This is a genomic window from Duganella aquatilis (genome assembly GCF_009674565.1).
Classification (GTDB): Bacteria; Pseudomonadota; Gammaproteobacteria; order Burkholderiales; family Burkholderiaceae_D; genus Rugamonas; species Rugamonas aquatilis.
Genome location: NZ_WKJL01000003.1, coordinates 160,392 through 174,859, shown reverse-complemented (window position 1 = coordinate 174,859; position 14,468 = coordinate 160,392). Strand labels below are relative to the sequence as shown.

At 64.3% G+C, this 14,468-nt stretch carries 15 protein-coding genes; 11 read left to right on the top strand and 4 right to left on the bottom strand.

Translation table 11 applies throughout. The annotated features are described in order from the left end of the window. Positions 1–96: 96 nt before the first annotated feature. A complete protein-coding gene (locus tag GJ698_RS06910; protein ID WP_371865164.1) occupies positions 97–1,128 on the bottom strand; it encodes a LacI family DNA-binding transcriptional regulator in 1,032 nt (343 codons plus the stop codon). A 92-nt stretch (positions 1,129–1,220) separates the two neighbouring features. On the opposite strand from GJ698_RS06910, the gene rimO reads away from it, so the two are divergent. The 7 genes from rimO to GJ698_RS06875 all read left to right on the top strand — a co-directional run bounded on the left by rimO (position 1,221) and on the right by GJ698_RS06875 (position 9,708). Next, positions 1,221–2,612, top strand: a complete 1,392-nt coding sequence (gene rimO, locus GJ698_RS06905; RefSeq protein WP_154356877.1) for a 30S ribosomal protein S12 methylthiotransferase RimO — start codon at positions 1,221–1,223, stop codon at positions 2,610–2,612. Between the two features lie 79 nt (positions 2,613–2,691). After that, positions 2,692–3,540 carry a creatininase family protein gene (locus GJ698_RS06900; protein ID WP_154356876.1) on the top strand — a complete coding sequence of 283 codons (849 nt, stop codon included), beginning with the start codon at positions 2,692–2,694 and terminating at the stop codon, positions 3,538–3,540. Continuing rightward, the gene (locus GJ698_RS06895; protein ID WP_154356875.1) at positions 3,537–4,778 is read left to right on the top strand and encodes a YncE family protein; all 1,242 of its coding nucleotides are present in this window, start codon (positions 3,537–3,539) and stop codon (positions 4,776–4,778) included. Before GJ698_RS06900 ends, GJ698_RS06895 begins: the two co-directional genes overlap by 4 nt. 2 nt (positions 4,779–4,780) lie before the next feature. Next, entirely contained in the window at positions 4,781–5,953 is a 1,173-nt protein-coding gene (locus GJ698_RS06890; RefSeq protein ID WP_154356874.1) for a cystathionine beta-lyase, read from the top strand. Further along, on the top strand, positions 5,946–7,004 hold the full coding sequence (gene hisC / locus GJ698_RS06885; RefSeq protein ID WP_154356873.1) for a histidinol-phosphate transaminase: 1,059 nt from the start codon (positions 5,946–5,948) through the stop codon (positions 7,002–7,004). The genes GJ698_RS06890 and hisC overlap by 8 nt, the downstream gene beginning before the upstream one ends. 47 nt (positions 7,005–7,051) lie before the next feature. Then, positions 7,052–8,284 carry a putative DNA modification/repair radical SAM protein gene (locus tag GJ698_RS06880; RefSeq protein ID WP_154356872.1) on the top strand — a complete coding sequence of 411 codons (1,233 nt, stop codon included), beginning with the start codon at positions 7,052–7,054 and terminating at the stop codon, positions 8,282–8,284. Continuing rightward, entirely contained in the window at positions 8,281–9,708 is a 1,428-nt protein-coding gene (locus tag GJ698_RS06875; protein WP_154357048.1) for a UdgX family uracil-DNA binding protein, read from the top strand. The genes GJ698_RS06880 and GJ698_RS06875 overlap by 4 nt, the downstream gene beginning before the upstream one ends. Here the strand turns inward: GJ698_RS06875 and GJ698_RS06870 are convergent. After that, complete coding sequence (locus GJ698_RS06870; RefSeq protein WP_154356871.1) at positions 9,705–10,067, bottom strand: DUF4870 family protein; 363 nt, start codon at positions 10,065–10,067, stop codon at positions 9,705–9,707. The genes GJ698_RS06875 and GJ698_RS06870 overlap by 4 nt on opposite strands. A gap of 92 nt (positions 10,068–10,159) precedes the next feature. Further along, on the bottom strand, positions 10,160–11,038 hold the full coding sequence (locus tag GJ698_RS06865) for an alpha/beta hydrolase family protein (protein ID WP_154356870.1): 879 nt from the start codon (positions 11,036–11,038) through the stop codon (positions 10,160–10,162). A gap of 64 nt (positions 11,039–11,102) precedes the next feature. Here GJ698_RS06865 and GJ698_RS06860 point away from each other — a divergent pair, with 64 nt between their 5' ends. The 4 genes from GJ698_RS06860 to GJ698_RS06845 all read left to right on the top strand — a co-directional run bounded on the left by GJ698_RS06860 (position 11,103) and on the right by GJ698_RS06845 (position 13,572). After that, on the top strand, positions 11,103–11,591 hold the full coding sequence (locus GJ698_RS06860) for a YfbM family protein (RefSeq protein WP_166454818.1): 489 nt from the start codon (positions 11,103–11,105) through the stop codon (positions 11,589–11,591). A 9-nt stretch (positions 11,592–11,600) separates the two neighbouring features. Further along, a complete protein-coding gene (locus tag GJ698_RS06855; protein WP_154356868.1) occupies positions 11,601–12,077 on the top strand; it encodes a low molecular weight protein-tyrosine-phosphatase in 477 nt (158 codons plus the stop codon). Between the two features lie 148 nt (positions 12,078–12,225). Beyond that, the gene (locus tag GJ698_RS06850) at positions 12,226–12,525 is read left to right on the top strand and encodes a hypothetical protein (RefSeq protein WP_154356867.1); all 300 of its coding nucleotides are present in this window, start codon (positions 12,226–12,228) and stop codon (positions 12,523–12,525) included. Positions 12,526–12,606: 81 nt separating this feature from the next. After that, positions 12,607–13,572, top strand: coding sequence for a sensor domain-containing diguanylate cyclase (locus tag GJ698_RS06845; protein ID WP_154356866.1), 966 nt, complete (start codon positions 12,607–12,609; stop codon positions 13,570–13,572). A gap of 4 nt (positions 13,573–13,576) precedes the next feature. On the opposite strand, the gene serB is transcribed toward GJ698_RS06845, so the two are convergent. Continuing rightward, entirely contained in the window at positions 13,577–14,419 is an 843-nt protein-coding gene (gene serB / locus GJ698_RS06840; protein ID WP_154357047.1) for a phosphoserine phosphatase SerB, read from the bottom strand. Positions 14,420–14,468 lie beyond the last annotated feature (49 nt).

Below are 14,468 nucleotides of genomic sequence, written 5' to 3'. Positions count from 1 at the left end.
AGTAGTCTTTAAGGATGGCGACTCCCCCGCCATCCTTTTTTTTATGCTTGCACCCCACACCGGTGCGCATAGGCAGGGGTCTGACCCCGTACGGGGTCAGACCCCGCGTGGCCCTGCGGGGTTCGCGCGAACAGCTACTGAGCCGCGCACCGTCACCGTGACAGGAAACTCCCGCGAAATCTCATGCTGCGTGCCATAGCAAAGATTGAGCAGCCACCGCACCGCATTCTGCGTCAGCTGCTGCATCGGAATATGCACCGACGTCAGCCCCGGCGACGAAAACTCGGCCGAATAGTCATCGTCATACCCAACGATGGACACATCATCCGGCACGCGTATGCCAGCGCGGTGGAAGCACGATATCGCACCCACGGCCATCTCGTCATTCGCACAAAACAGGCCGGTGAACTTGCCGCCTTCATTGATCAACTGCTGCGTCGCCCCAAAGCCGCCTTCGCGCGAGAAGTCCGATGCGATCGAGCGCACCTCATCGCGGGCGATGCCTTGCCGCGCCAGCTCATCGAAGAAGCCGTGCAAGCGCTCCTCATTGTCCGACGTCCCGGCCGGGCCGGAAATCACCGCCAGCTGCCGATGTCCGGCATCGAGCAAGGTACGCGCCGCCAGCTCGCCACCATGATAATGATCGGGGCAGAACGACGACGATTCCAGCTCCGGGCTGCGACGATTAAGGAAGGCCATCTTCGGATGCATCTTGTGCAGCATCCGCATGTCCTCATCCAGCAGGTCATGACCCAGCACCACGATGCCGTCGCAATCGCGGCCGATCAGGAATTTGACCGCCTCGATGGCTTCCTCGCGCGGCGTGCCGTCGCCGCAGCCGGTGGCCACCACCACGTGGCGGCGCATGGCGCGCAGTTCGATGTCGGTTTGCTTGAGGATGGTGCCGTAGTAGGCGCCGAAGAAGGAGGGGGCGAAAATGCCGATCATGCCCAGCGACTGCGCCGACAGCGAGCGGCCGATGGAGGAAGGGCGGAAGTTGAGTTGTTCGATGGCGGCTTGTACTTTTTTCATCGCCTCGGCCGACACGGGGCCGGCGCCTGAAATGGCGCGCGATGCTGTCGACATGCCCACACCGGCAAGCAATGCGACGTCTTTCAGTGTTGCCACACAATCTCCTCTAGCGATGGGCGTTAAGCCACTATCGTAACATGGTATAATCGTCGATTGCTCGTAATTATTGTGAAGCTTTAAGCAACCATATGCAATCGCAACCACTCTCCCGTCTTCCCAAGCCAGCCGCCGGCGCGCCAGCACCGAAAGTCGGCTTCGTCTCGCTCGGCTGCCCTAAAGCGCTGGTCGACTCCGAACAGATCCTGACCCAGCTGCGCGCTGAAGGTTACGAGACCGCCAAGTCCTACGACGGCGCGGATCTGGTGATCGTCAACACCTGCGGCTTCATCGACGCCGCCGTGCAGGAATCGCTGGACGCCATCGGCGAAGCGCTGGCCGAAAACGGCAAAGTGATTGTGACCGGCTGCCTCGGCGCCAAGAAGGACACCGACGGTTCGGACCTGATCACCAAGATCCACCCGAAAGTGCTGGCCGTGACCGGCCCGCACGCGCTGGGCGAGGTGATGGACTCGGTCCACCTGCACCTGCCGAAACCGCATGAGCCGTTCATCGACCTGATTCCGCCGCAAGGCATCAAGCTGACGCCGAAGCACTACGCCTACCTGAAAATCTCGGAAGGCTGCAACCACCGCTGCTCGTTCTGCATCATCCCGTCGATGCGCGGCGACCTGGTGTCGCGTCCTATCGGCGAACTGCTGCTGGAAGCGGAGAACCTGTTCAAGTCGGGCGTCAAGGAACTGCTGGTGATTTCGCAGGACACCTCGGCCTACGGCGTGGACGTCAAGTTCCGCACCGGCTTCTGGAACGGCCGTCCGATCAAGACCCACATGACGCAGCTGATGGAAGCGCTGGGCGAACTGGCCAAGTCCTACGGCGCCTGGGTGCGCATGCACTACGTCTACCCGTATCCGCACGTCGACCAGGTGATTCCGCTGATGGGCGAGCACGTGCTGCCGTACCTGGACATCCCGATGCAGCACGCGCATCCGGATGTACTGAAGCGCATGAAGCGTCCGGCCAGCGGCGAGAAAAACCTGGACCGCATCCTGGCCTGGCGCAAGATGAATCCGGACCTGACCATCCGTTCGACCTTCATTGCCGGCTTCCCTGGCGAGACCGAAGCGGAATTCGAATACCTGCTGGACTTCCTGAAGGAAGCGCAGATCGACCGCCTGGGCTGCTTTGCCTACTCGCCGGTCGAAGGCGCCACTGCCAACGAACTGGCCAATCCGGTGCCGGAAGAAGTGCGCGAAGAGCGCCGCGGCCGCGTCATGCTGCTGCAGGAAGAGATCTCGAAAGCGCGCCTGAAAGCCAAGGTCGGCAAGACCGTGCGCGTGCTGATCGATGAAGTCAACCGCACCGGCGGCGTGGGCCGCTCGGCTGCCGACGCGCCGGAAATCGACGGCGTGGTCTACGTCAAGCCGCCGTATGAACCGCACAAGAAACTGGTGGTAGGCCAGTTCGTCGATGTGAAAATCACCACGTCCGACGCGCACGATTTGTGGGGTGAGGCGCTTTAAGGCGTTTTTCGTGGCACATCCACTATAATAAAGGCGGACCGGCGTTATCGCGGTCCGCCTTTTTTTGTTAGTGAGCCTTATGCGTGACTTGAAACTCCCGGCGGCGCTTGCCGCCTGCCTGCTGGTCGGCCTGCTGGCGCGGCCTGTGATGGCTGCCGACACACCTGTCATGCTGGAAGAGATGACCAGCACCGAGCTGCGTACCCGCATCGACGCCGGCGCCACCACCGCCATCATTCCGATCGGCGGCACCGAACAAAGCGGCCCCTATATCGCGCTCGGCAAGCACAATGTGCGCGCCGCCGTGCTGGCGCGGATGATCGCGCAAAAGCTCGGCAACGCCGTGGTTGCGCCGGTGGTCGCTTACGTCCCGGAAGGCAGTATCACGCCGCCGGCCGGCCACATGAAGTTTGCCGGCACCCTGTCGATACCCGAATCCACTTTTGAAGACCTGCTGTTCGCGACGGCGCAAAGCCTGCGCCAGCACGGTTTCCGCCACATCGTCTTCATCGGCGACCATGGCGGCTATCAAAAAAGCGAAACGCGCGTGGCGCAGAAGCTGAACAAGGCCTGGGCCAAGAACGGCGGCGCCGCCGCGCTGGCCCTGCTGGCCTATTACGACGTCACGCAGGAGCCGTTTATCGCCGACCTTGAAAAGCGCGGCTACAGCAAGGCCGAAATCGGCCTGCACGCCGGCCTGGCCGACGCCGCGCTGATGCTGGCGACCGACAAATCCCTGGTGCGCACCGAGGCGCTGGCGCATGGTCCTTCGCCGACCGTGGCGCAGGGCGTGCGCGGCGACGCGCGCCGCGCTACCGCCGAATTGGGCAAGCTTGGCGTGCAGCGCATCGTCGACGCCTCGGTGGCGGCCATTTCCGATTTTGCGGCGCATGGCGCGCCGTCCACTTCTAGTAAAGCATCCAAATGAAAACTAATCGACTCATTTTTGCGGCGCTGGCCGCCGCTGGTTTGATCGGTGCCGGCGGTTTGCTGGCTGTTACCAATACCGAGGCCGCGCAGGCCGTGCCGCCTGCCGCTTCGGCAGCTGCCGCCGCCGCGCCGGTCAATGTTTATGCGGGCATCGGCCCTGCGAACATGAATCCTTCGCTGCGCGACCATCTGCCGCGCGTGTATGTGCCGAATCTGCGTTCCAACGACGTCTACGTGATCGACCCGGAAAGCATGAAGGTGGTCGACAAGTTCAAGGTCGGCGTCGGCCCGCAGCACGTGGTGCCGGCCTACGACCTGCAAACGCTGTGGGTGGCGAATAACGCCGAACGCACCAACAAGGGCAGCCTGACGCCGATCGATCCGCGCACCGGCAAGCCGGGCGCGCAGGTGGCGGTGGATGATCCCTACAATATGTACTTCTCGCCGGACGGCAAATCCGCCATCGTGGTGGCCGAAGCCTTGCACCGCCTGGACTTCCGCGATCCGAAGACCATGGCCATGCAGTACGCCATCGACGTGCCGCAATGCGGCGGCATCAACCACGCCGACTTCTCGCCGGACGGCCGTTACGCCATGTTCACCTGCGAATTCGACGGCGCCGTGGCGCGCATCGACCTGGCCGCGCGCAAGGTGGATGGCTATCTGAAGCTGTCGATGCCGACCACGCGCTTCTCGGAGAAGGATCCGATCGACCAGTTGCTGGCGAATGAAGTGTGCAGCAAGAAGAAGGGCATGCCGCAGGATATCCGCGTTTCGCCAGATGGCAAGCGTTACTACATCGCCGACATGGATGCCGACGGCGTCCACATCGTCGATGCGGCCACCTTCACCAAGGTCGGCTTCATTCCGACCGGCGTCGGCGCGCACGGCCTGTATCCAAGCCGCGATGGCACCAAGCTGTATGTGGCCAACCGCGGCACGCACAACATCCACGGCAAGCGCAAAGGCAAGGGCCGCGTGACGGTGATCGACTTCGCCACCGAAAAAGTGGTGTCGCAATGGCCGATTCCTGGCGGCGGCAGCCCGGACATGGGCAACGTCAGCGCCGACGGCAAGTACCTGTGGCTGTCCGGCCGCTTTGACGATGTGGTGTACCGCATCGACACCGCCAACGGCGACGTCAAGCAGGTCAAGGTCGGCCAGGAGCCGCACGGCCTGACCGTGTGGCCGCAACCGGGCCGCTACTCGCTGGGCCACACCGGCAATATGCGCTGATCATGACGATGAAAAAATCTCCGCAGACGGCGCTGATCCACACGGACTACAAGGCGCCGGAAGGCTTCGAGGCTTTCCCGGTCGGTATCCATCATGCCTCCACGGTGCTGTTCAAGAACGTGGCGGCCATGCGCTCGGGAGACTGGAAAGAGAAGAACGCCTACACCTACGGCCTGCACGGCACGCCGACCACCTTCACGCTGGAGGCGCGGCTGGCCGAGATCGAGGGCGGCAACTACTGCCTGCTGGCGCCGAGCGGCCTGGCCGCCATCGCCATGGTGGATTTCGCGATCCTGAAGGCGGGCGACGATGTGCTGTTGCCGGATAACGTCTACAACCCGAACCGCGAGCTGGGACGCTGGCTGTCGGCCGATTTCGGCATCACCGCACGCTATTACGATCCGCTGATCGGCGAAGGCATCGCGGCGCTGATCCAGCCGAATACAAAGCTGATCTGGACCGAGGCGCCAGGATCTGTGTCGATGGAAGTGCCGGACCTGCCGGCCATCTGCAAGGCGGCGCACGAGCGCGGCGTGCTGGTGGCGCTGGACAATACCTGGGCCGCCGGCCTGGCGCTGCGCGGCTTCGACCTGGGCGTGGACATCATCATGCAGGCGCTGACCAAGTACCAGTCCGGCGGTTCGGATGTGCTGATGGGCGCCGTGATCACGCGCGACCGCGCACTGCACGACCGCGTCAGCCAGGCGCATATGCGGCTCGGCATGGGCGTGGGCGCGGACGACGCCTACCTGGTGTCGCGCGGCCTGCCGACCATGCGTCTGCGCTTCGACGCGCACGATGCGGCGGCGCGCAAGCTGGCGGCGTGGCTGCAATCGCGGCCTGAAATCACGCGCGTGCTGCATCCGGCGTTCCCGGAATGTCCCGGCCACGAAGTCTGGAAGCGCGACTTCAGCGGCGCCGGCGGCCTGTTCTCGGTGATCTTCGACGAGCGCTATACCGAAGCGCAGACCGACCGTTTTGTCGACTCGCTCAAACTGTTCAAGATCGGCTATAGCTGGGGCGGCGCCAACAGCCTGGTCATGCCATACCGCATCCAGCACATGCGTCAGAACTGGCCGGACAAGGGCACGCTGGTGCGCTTCAACGTCGGTCTGGAGGACGTACAGGATCTGATCGGCGACATCGAGCGCGCATTGGGGGAAATGAATGAGTAAGTTCTGGAGCAAGGTGGTACACGGCCTGACGCCCTACACGCCGGGCGAGCAGGTGCAGATGCCCGGCCTGGTCAAGCTGAATACCAACGAAAATCCCTACGGCCCGTCGCCGAAGGCCATCGCGGCGATGCAGGAAGCGGCCGGCGACGGCTTGCGCAAGTATTCCGATCCGTCCAACGCGGTGTTGAAGGACGCGGTGGCGCGTCGTTTCGGCCTGGCGCGCGAGCAGGTCTTCGTCGGCAACAGCTCGGACGAGGTGCTGGCGCATACCTTTCACGCGCTGCTGCGGCACGATCTGCCGCTGCTGACGCCGGACATCAGCTACAGCTTCTATCCGACCTATTGCAGCCTGTATGGCATCGAGGCGGTCCATGTGCCGCTGAACGAACGCTTCGAGATCGACGTCGCGGATTATGCGCAGCCATGCGGCGCCATCATCCTCGCCAATCCGAACGCGCCGACCGGCATCGCCTTGCCGCTGGCGCAGATCGAGGCGCTGCTGGCGGCGCATCCGGATCAGGTGGTGGTGATTGACGAAGCCTATGTGGACTTCGGCGCACAAAGCGCCGCCGCGCTGCTGGGCCGCTACGACAATCTGCTGGTGATCCAGACGCTGTCCAAATCGCGCTCGCTGGCCGGCCTGCGCGTCGGCTTTGCGCTGGGCCACCCGGACCTGATCGCGGGCCTGGAGCGCGTCAAGAACAGCTTCAATTGCTATCCGCTGGGCCAGGTGCAGCAGGCCGGCGCGGTGGCGGCGCTGGACGATGTGGCCTACATGGCGCAGACCTCGCAAGCCATCATCGCCAGCCGCGCGTGGCTGACGGCGCAGATGCAGGCGCTGGGCTTCGAGGTGCTGCCGTCGCAGGCCAACTTCATCTTCACCCGCCATCCGCGGCATGATGGCGCACAGCTGGCGGCGGCGCTGCGCGAGCGCGCCATCCTGGTCCGCCACTTCAAGGCGGCGCGCATCGACCAATTCCTGCGCATTACCATCGGCACGGACGAGGAGTGTGCCAAGCTGGTCGACGCACTGAAAGGCATTCTGTCCTGAACAAATTCTGATATACTGTATGAAAACACAGTATATCGGGGCGCGTGATGGAGTTAAATGACAAGCTGGAGATCCTGGCGGATGCGGCGAAATATGACGCATCCTGCGCCAGCAGCGGCGCGCCGAAGCGCAACTCCATCGGCAAGGACGGTTTCGGCGCCACCACCGGCATGGGCATCTGCCACAGCTACACGCCGGACGGGCGCTGCGTCTCGCTGCTCAAGGTCCTGCTGACCAATTACTGTCTGTACGATTGCCAGTATTGCGTGAACCGGCGCACCTCGAATGTGCCGCGTGCGCGCTTTTCAGTGGCCGAAGTGGTCAAGCTGACCACCGATTTCTATCTCCGCAATTACATCGACGGCCTGTTCCTCAGTTCCGGCATCATCCAGTCGGCCGACTACACGATGGAGCAGCTGGTGCAGGTGGCGCGCGAGCTGCGCGAGGTGCATCAGTTCCGCGGCTACATTCACCTGAAGACGATACCGGATGCCGATCCCGCGCTGATCGCGGCGGCGGGCAGGTATGCGGACCGCCTGAGCGTGAACATCGAACTGCCGACGCAGGACAGCGTGCAGAAGCTGGCGCCGGAGAAGAGCGTCCACACGATCAAGCTGGCGATGGGTTCCATCCGCCGCAAGCTGGATGAAAAGGCGGAAGAACCGAAGTCGCCGCGCTTCGCGCCGGCCGGGCAGAGCACGCAGATGATCGTCGGCGCCGACGCCAGCGACGACCAGCAGATCCTGTCGACGGCGGAGACGCTGTACGGCAGCTATAAGCTCAAGCGCGTGTACTACTCGGCCTTCAGTCCGATCCCGCAAAGTCCCAAGAGCGTGCCGCTGGCGCCGCCGCCGATGCTGCGCGAACACCGTTTGTACCAGGCCGACTTCCTGCTGCGCAGCTACGGCTTCCAGGCGAATGAACTGCTGCCGGCCAGCGGCGGCAACCTGGCGCTGGATATCGATCCCAAGCTGGCGTGGGCGCTGGAGCATCGCGAGCATTTTCCGCTGGACCTGAATCGCGCCGAACCGCACATGATCGCGCGCGTGCCGGGCATCGGCTTGCGCAATGCGCAGCGCATCGTCGAGCTGCGGCGCTTGCGGCAGGTGCGGTATGCCGATTTGTCGCGCCTGCGTTGCAGCATGAAGAAGATTTCGCCGTTCATCATCACCGCGGATTATTTTCCGGCGCGCGACGCCAGTCCGTCCGAACATCTGCGCCGCGCGATGGCCGATGCGCCGCAGCAGATGAATTTGTGGCCGGAGTTGCAGGCGGCATGATGCGGCAGGTGGTGCAATCGTTCGATGCGTGGCGGGCGGCGGCGCGGGAGCTGATCGCGCGCCACGTTTCGCCGGAATCCGTGGAATGGGCGTCGAATGAGACCGATGGCGATCTGTTCTCGGCGGCTGGCGGCGCAGCGCCGGCCGAACTGCCGGCTGTCGCATCGGCCGGACCGGCGCTGCGCCTGCCGCGCGAGCTGATGGAGATGCTGGCCAGCGCGGCCTGCTTCAGCGCTGTGGACCGCTGGGCCTTTCTGTACAAGGTGGTCTGGCGCTGGCATCTGGGCGAGCGCGATGTGATGTCGGCGGCGGACCCGGACGGCGCGCGCCTGTATGCCATGGTCAAGGCCGTCCACCGCGAGGAGCATGACATGCATGCTTATGTACGTTTTCGCGAACGCAAGGAAGAGGATGGGGCGCCGCGCTTCGTCGCCTGGTTCGAGCCGACGCACGAGGTGCTGCCGCAGGTGGCGCGGCATTTCGCCCGGCGCATGGGCGGCGCCACCTGGATGATCGCCACGCCTGCCGCCGCCGTGCTGTGGGACGGCGAACGTCTGCACGACGCGCCGGCGCTGATGCGCAGCGCGGCCGATATCGACGACGCCGGCGAGGCGCTGTGGCTCACCTATTACCGCAGCATCTTCAATCCGGCGCGGCTGAATGCGGATCTGCTGCGCAGCCATATTCCTTCGCGATTCTGGAAAAATCTGCCGGAAGGCGCCATCGTGCCGGCCATGGTCAGCGCCGCCGCCAATGGCGAACGCCGCACCGGCCAGACCATGACGGTTGGCCAGCGCCGTGGTGCGACCACCATCGACATCACGCCGGAACGCGCGCAGCCGCAGCGCGCGCAGCCCGATTCGCTGGACCAGTGCCGCCGCTGCGAGTTGTGGCGCGATGCCACGCAGGCCGTGCCCGGCATCGGGCCGACGAAGGCGCGCATCATGCTGGTCGGCGAGCAGCCGGGTGATCAGGAGGATTTGCAGGGGTTGCCGTTTGTCGGCCCGGCCGGCGCGGTGCTGGACCGGGCGCTGGCGGAAGCTGGCGTGGAGCGCGGGGCGGTGTATCTGACCAACGCCGTCAAGCACTTCAAGTGGGAGCTGCGCGGCAAGCGCCGCCTGCACAAGACGCCGGCGCAGCGCGAGGTATCGGCTTGCCACGTCTGGCTGGAGCAGGAACTGGCGAAGGTCAGGCCGGAGGTGGTGGTAGCGCTGGGCGCCACGGCGCTGAAGTCGGTGCTGCAGGACAGCGGCACGACCATGGGCGCGGTGATGGATGCGCCGTTCCAGCACCAAGGCCGCTGGGTGGTGGCGGTCTATCACCCATCGTTTGTGCTGCGTGCGCGCGATGAGGACAGCCGGCGGCAGGCCTACGAAGTGATTGTCGCCGGCCTGCGCGCAGCCTTGCGGCTGTTGGGCGATTAAACCGGCGCCGCCTCGTTGCGGTTGATGCGCGTGATGCCGACGATCAGGCGGTACGCCTTCCACAGCCAGGCGCAGACCCAGATCAGCCACGCTACCGGAATGCCGATGAAGGTCATGAAGAACACCGCGCCAACCACGATCCACACCACGTACCACCAGAACGAACGGATCATCCACGTGTGATGGCTGTGGACGAAAGTGCCCTCGGTTCCTGGCCGTTGCAGGTAGTTGAGGATCAGCGGAATAATCGAAAACGCACCCAGCGAGAACACAAAGCTGACCCCGTGGATAACGTACAGCCACCACGCCGTGGTCTTGGCCGACTCCAGGCGATTGTCTAATATCAATTCTTGGGACATGACGGTTCCTTTATGAGCAGCGATTAGTCAGAGTATAGCCACACCGTTTTCCGACCTCCGTACGAGAGTGAACATAACAGCCAAAGACGCGATCAAAGCGTCCGTTTGAGGAAGGCGGTGACGTCGGCGAAGAACTCGGGCTGGATGGTTTCGCGGTCGAAGCCTTCCGGATCTTGCGAGGGCTTGAAGTTGGGCCGCGTCATCTCGGGCGGGAACTTGCTCATGAAGGCGAAGTGGCCGGCGCCGGGGATGTCCTTGTGCTCGATCAGCGACGGATCGCCGACGCCTTCGATGATCTTGTGGGCGTGCTCGATCGGCGTGATCTCATCCTTTTCGCCGGTGCGCATCAGGATCGGCAGGTTGACCGGCCGCAGCGAGCCGGCGATGAACCAGAACGTCGCGGGATTCAACAGTACCAGCGCGCGAATGCGCGGATCGGGCGTCACCGGCACCGGCTCCGGTCCGGCGTGTTCGCTCTTGCGTTCATACGGCCCGCTCCAGGCGATGCCGCCGGCCGCCGCCAGCGCGGTGTAGCCGCCGATCGAATGGCCGATGACGGCGACGCCATGGCGCGCCACGTGCGGCGCCAGCACGGCGTCGGCGAGCACCGCGTCGATGCTCAGTGTGATATGGCGCGGACGGTTGGCCAGGTTGGCGGCGGTGCCGGCCAGCGAGTTGTCGGTGCGCGTGTTGCCGGTGTGGGCGGGCAGGGCGACCACGAAGCCGGCCAGCGCCAGGTGCTTGGCCAGCTGGCGATACGCCCACGGCGTGCCGGAGTGGCCGTGCGAGATGACCACCAGCGGATAGACGCCGTCGGCCGGTGCGGCGTCCTTCGCCACGTCCAGCGAATAGGGGCCGAAATGCTCGGCGTGTTCCTCGCCATGCGCCGGGTACAGCACGGCCAGCGGAATCGTCGCGTCCTGCACGGCGTCGTGCACATTGCTCAAGCGGCAGCCGCAGCTGAGATTCATACCTCTCCCTTTTTCGCATAAAATGCAATAGTGGCGATTATATAAGGAGCTGGCTGAGATGGGTATGTGTGCATATTTTGTGCCGGTGACCGGCGAACAGATCGCGCTCTTCACGGAAGAGCCGGATGAGCTGATAGCCTTCCTCTTTCCGGACGACCTGGACCAGGAACCGGAAGGCCGGATCGACGCCGACAAGGCCTGGCATGCGATTCACTTCCTGCTCAACGGTTCCGCCATGCCGGAGGAAACCGATCCCGCACCGGCGATCTTCGGCGGCGAGCCGATCGGCGAGGAGCTGGACTACGGCCCGGCGCGCGTGCTCCAGCCGGCCGAGGTTCAGGCGCTGGCGGGGACGCTGGCCGGCATCGATGCGGCCCAACTGCGCGCCCGCTATGTGCCCGAACAACTGACCGAAGCCGACATCTATCCAAGCATGTGGGACCGTAACGATGACACCGACCTGGACTACGTCATCGAAAATTACCTGCACATGGCGACCTTCTACCGCGGCGCGGCGGAACGCGGCGACGGCGTGCTGCTGTACATCGCTTGAGGGGCTGGCATGGCTAAACCGGTATCGGTGCTGTTTGTCTGCATGGGCAATATCTGCCGTTCGCCGACAGCGGAGGGCGTGTTCCGCCAGCGCGTGGCAGCGGCGGGGCTGGCGCACCGTTTCGTCATCGACTCGGCCGGCACGCACGGCTACCACGTCGGCGAGGCGCCTGATGCGCGTTCGATGGAGTACGCGCTGAAGCGCGGCTATGACCTGTCGGCGCAGCGTTCGCGCAAGGTCGCGGCGCAGGACTTCGAAGATTTCGACTACCTGCTGGCGATGGACCACGACAACCTCAAGCTGCTGCAGGCCGCGTGTCCGCCGCAGCACCGCCACAAGCTGGGCCTGATGATGTCGCACGCCACCCGCAGCGGCGCCGATGCGGTGCCCGATCCGTATTACGGCGGCGGCCGCGGCTTCGACGTCGTGCTGGATTACCTGGAAGACGCCGCCGACGGCCTGCTGGCTCACCTGAAAGTGAAATAAGCGCCATTCGCCCCCGCGAAACGCGCATTCGTGCCCACCTGCCCGCGATTGGTCGGATGGCGCGTGCGATGCATGATGTTTCTGTCTACAGTTGGTGAATTGCCATCCATTGTGAGAGATGGCGATACCACTGAAACGGGGACATATCATGCGGAAGTTTATTCTGGCCTGGCTACTGGGCTGTTGCGTGGCGGGCGCCGCCACCGCGGCCGACAGCGACGATCTGCCGGCAATGAAGGGAAGTTACACGCTGGCCGACGGCCGCGTGCTGTACGTCAGCTACCACCAGCGCACGCTGTACGCGCAGATCGACGCCGGGCCGGAAGTGGCGCTGCAGCCGGCCGGGGGCGCCGTGTGGCAGTCGGCAAACGGCGGCCTGCGCATCACATTCCAGCAGTACGACAACGGCGTGGTCAGCGGCGTGCAGTTGGTGGCGCGCCGAGAATAGCCGCGCACTTTTCATTTTGCTACTGCCGGGCCACGGTAGTATGATAGGGTCATCCACGCCGTCGCAAGCATAGGAGATCACTTGGAACAGCCCGGCATTCCCCATAACGAATCCATCCGGCTTGCAGCCCTCAAGTCGCTCAATGTGCTCGATACGCCGCCCGAGGAGCGTTTCGACCGGCTCACGCGCATGGCGCGGCGACTGTTCGGCGTGCAGACCGCCCTGGTCAGCATCGTCGACGAGGACCGCCAGTGGTTCAAGTCGCGCGATGGGCTGGACGCCACCGAGACGCCGCGCAATATCTCCTTTTGCGGCCACGCCATCCTGGGCGACGACATTTTCCTGATCCGCGACGCCCGCACCGACCAACGCTTTGCAGACAATCCGCTGGTGACCGGGGCACCGAACATCCGCTTCTACGCCGGTTGCCCGCTGCGCGCCAACGACGGCCTGAAGATGGGCACCCTGTGCATCCTCGACAGCCAGCCGCGCGACTTCAGCGAGGAAGATGCGCTGGCGCTGCGCGACCTGGCCTCGATGGTGGAAGACGAGCTGTCCGCCTTCCACACCTCCACCACCGATGAACTGACGCGTTTGTCCAACCGGCGCGGCTTCCTGCAACTGGCGCGCTACGGCCTGAATTTCTGCGTGCGGCACCACCAGCCGGCGGCGCTGGCGTTCATCGATCTGGACCGCTTCAAGCCGATCAACGACCAGTACGGCCATGCGGAAGGCGACCGTGCGCTGGCGGCGTTTGCGGACGTGATGCGCGGCAGTTTCCGCAGCACCGATCTGTGCGCGCGGCTGGGCGGCGATGAGTTCGTGGTGCTGCTAACCGGCGCTACCAAGGCCGAGGCGGAAACGGTGATCAGGAAGTTCTGCGGCCAGCTGCACGACTACAACGTGCGCGCCGACCGTGGTTATGCGCTGGATTTTTCATACGGCGTGGAAGAGTTCCTGCCGACCGATCCGCGCGATGTGGCGGCGTTGCTGGCCGCCGGCGACGCGCACATGTACGCGATCAAGGCGGCCAAGCGCCGGCATTAAGTCATTAAGTCAGCAGCGGCAGGATGCCGTCGAGACCGACGAAGTTGAGCGCCACATTGGCCTGCTCGCGCACCACCGGCTTGGCGCGGAACGCCACCGACATGCCCGAAATGCTCATCATCTTCAGATCATTGGCGCCGTCGCCCATGACGATGGCTTGCGATGGCGAGATGCCCAGCTCCTTGCACACGCGTTCCACCGTGCGCTTCTTCTCTTCGGCGTCGACGATGCCGCCGATCACCTTGCCGGTCAGTTTGCCGTCGACGATTTCCAGCTGGTTGGCGTGGGTGTAGTCCAGGCCCAGGCGCGCTTTCAGGCGTTCGGTGAAGTAGGTGAAGCCGCCCGACACCAGCAGCGTTTTCAGGCCAGCCTTCTGCACCGCCTTCAGCATGCTCTCGGCGCCTGGTGACAGCTGCAGGCGTTCGTCGTACACGCGCTCCAGCGCCGAGGCGTCCAGGCCTTCGAGCAGCGCCACGCGGCGCGTCAGGCTGGCGGCGAAATCCAGCTCGCCGCGCATCGCCGCCTCGGTGATCTCCGAGACTTCCTGCTTCAGGCCCTGCATGTCGGCGATTTCGTCGATGCATTCAATGGTGATCAGCGTCGAATCCATGTCCATGGCCACCAGCTTGAACTCGCTCATCTTGTGGAAGCCGATCGAGTAGGTGGTGTCCAGCTGCGCGGCCTGCGCCGCCACCTCGATGGTCTGGCGCAGCGCCGGCGAGAAGGTGATGCCTTCGCAGCGCAAGGCCTGGTCGCTCAGCCAGGTCAGGCTGGTGGGCGCGGTGAGGGCGCTGATGCGCTCCAGCCGAGCCTTGCAATCGCCCAAGCCTTGCAGCACGAGGTTCATGGCGGTTTTTGCGTTAGTCATGTGCGTCGATGATAGTGAGTATGCTTGA

Excerpts from the sequence above, each read along its gene's own strand:
- serB (WP_154357047.1), bottom strand. The coding sequence starts at position 14,419 with ATGAACCTCGTGCTGCAAGGCTTGGGCGATTGCAAGGCTCGGCTGGAG.
- GJ698_RS06890 (WP_154356874.1), top strand. The coding sequence starts at position 4,781 with ATGACGATGAAAAAATCTCCGCAGACGGCGCTGATCCACACGGACTAC.
- GJ698_RS06895 (WP_154356875.1), top strand. The coding sequence starts at position 3,537 with ATGAAAACTAATCGACTCATTTTTGCGGCGCTGGCCGCCGCTGGTTTG.
- hisC (WP_154356873.1), top strand. The coding sequence starts at position 5,946 with ATGAGTAAGTTCTGGAGCAAGGTGGTACACGGCCTGACGCCCTACACG.
- GJ698_RS06850 (WP_154356867.1), top strand. The coding sequence starts at position 12,226 with ATGCGGAAGTTTATTCTGGCCTGGCTACTGGGCTGTTGCGTGGCGGGC.
- GJ698_RS06865 (WP_154356870.1), bottom strand. The coding sequence starts at position 11,038 with ATGAATCTCAGCTGCGGCTGCCGCTTGAGCAATGTGCACGACGCCGTG.
- GJ698_RS06875 (WP_154357048.1), top strand. The coding sequence starts at position 8,281 with ATGATGCGGCAGGTGGTGCAATCGTTCGATGCGTGGCGGGCGGCGGCG.
- GJ698_RS06880 (WP_154356872.1), top strand. The coding sequence starts at position 7,052 with ATGGAGTTAAATGACAAGCTGGAGATCCTGGCGGATGCGGCGAAATAT.
- GJ698_RS06860 (WP_166454818.1), top strand. The coding sequence starts at position 11,103 with ATGTGTGCATATTTTGTGCCGGTGACCGGCGAACAGATCGCGCTCTTC.
- GJ698_RS06855 (WP_154356868.1), top strand. The coding sequence starts at position 11,601 with ATGGCTAAACCGGTATCGGTGCTGTTTGTCTGCATGGGCAATATCTGC.
- GJ698_RS06870 (WP_154356871.1), bottom strand. The coding sequence starts at position 10,067 with ATGTCCCAAGAATTGATATTAGACAATCGCCTGGAGTCGGCCAAGACC.
- GJ698_RS06900 (WP_154356876.1), top strand. The coding sequence starts at position 2,692 with ATGCGTGACTTGAAACTCCCGGCGGCGCTTGCCGCCTGCCTGCTGGTC.
- rimO (WP_154356877.1), top strand. The coding sequence starts at position 1,221 with ATGCAATCGCAACCACTCTCCCGTCTTCCCAAGCCAGCCGCCGGCGCG.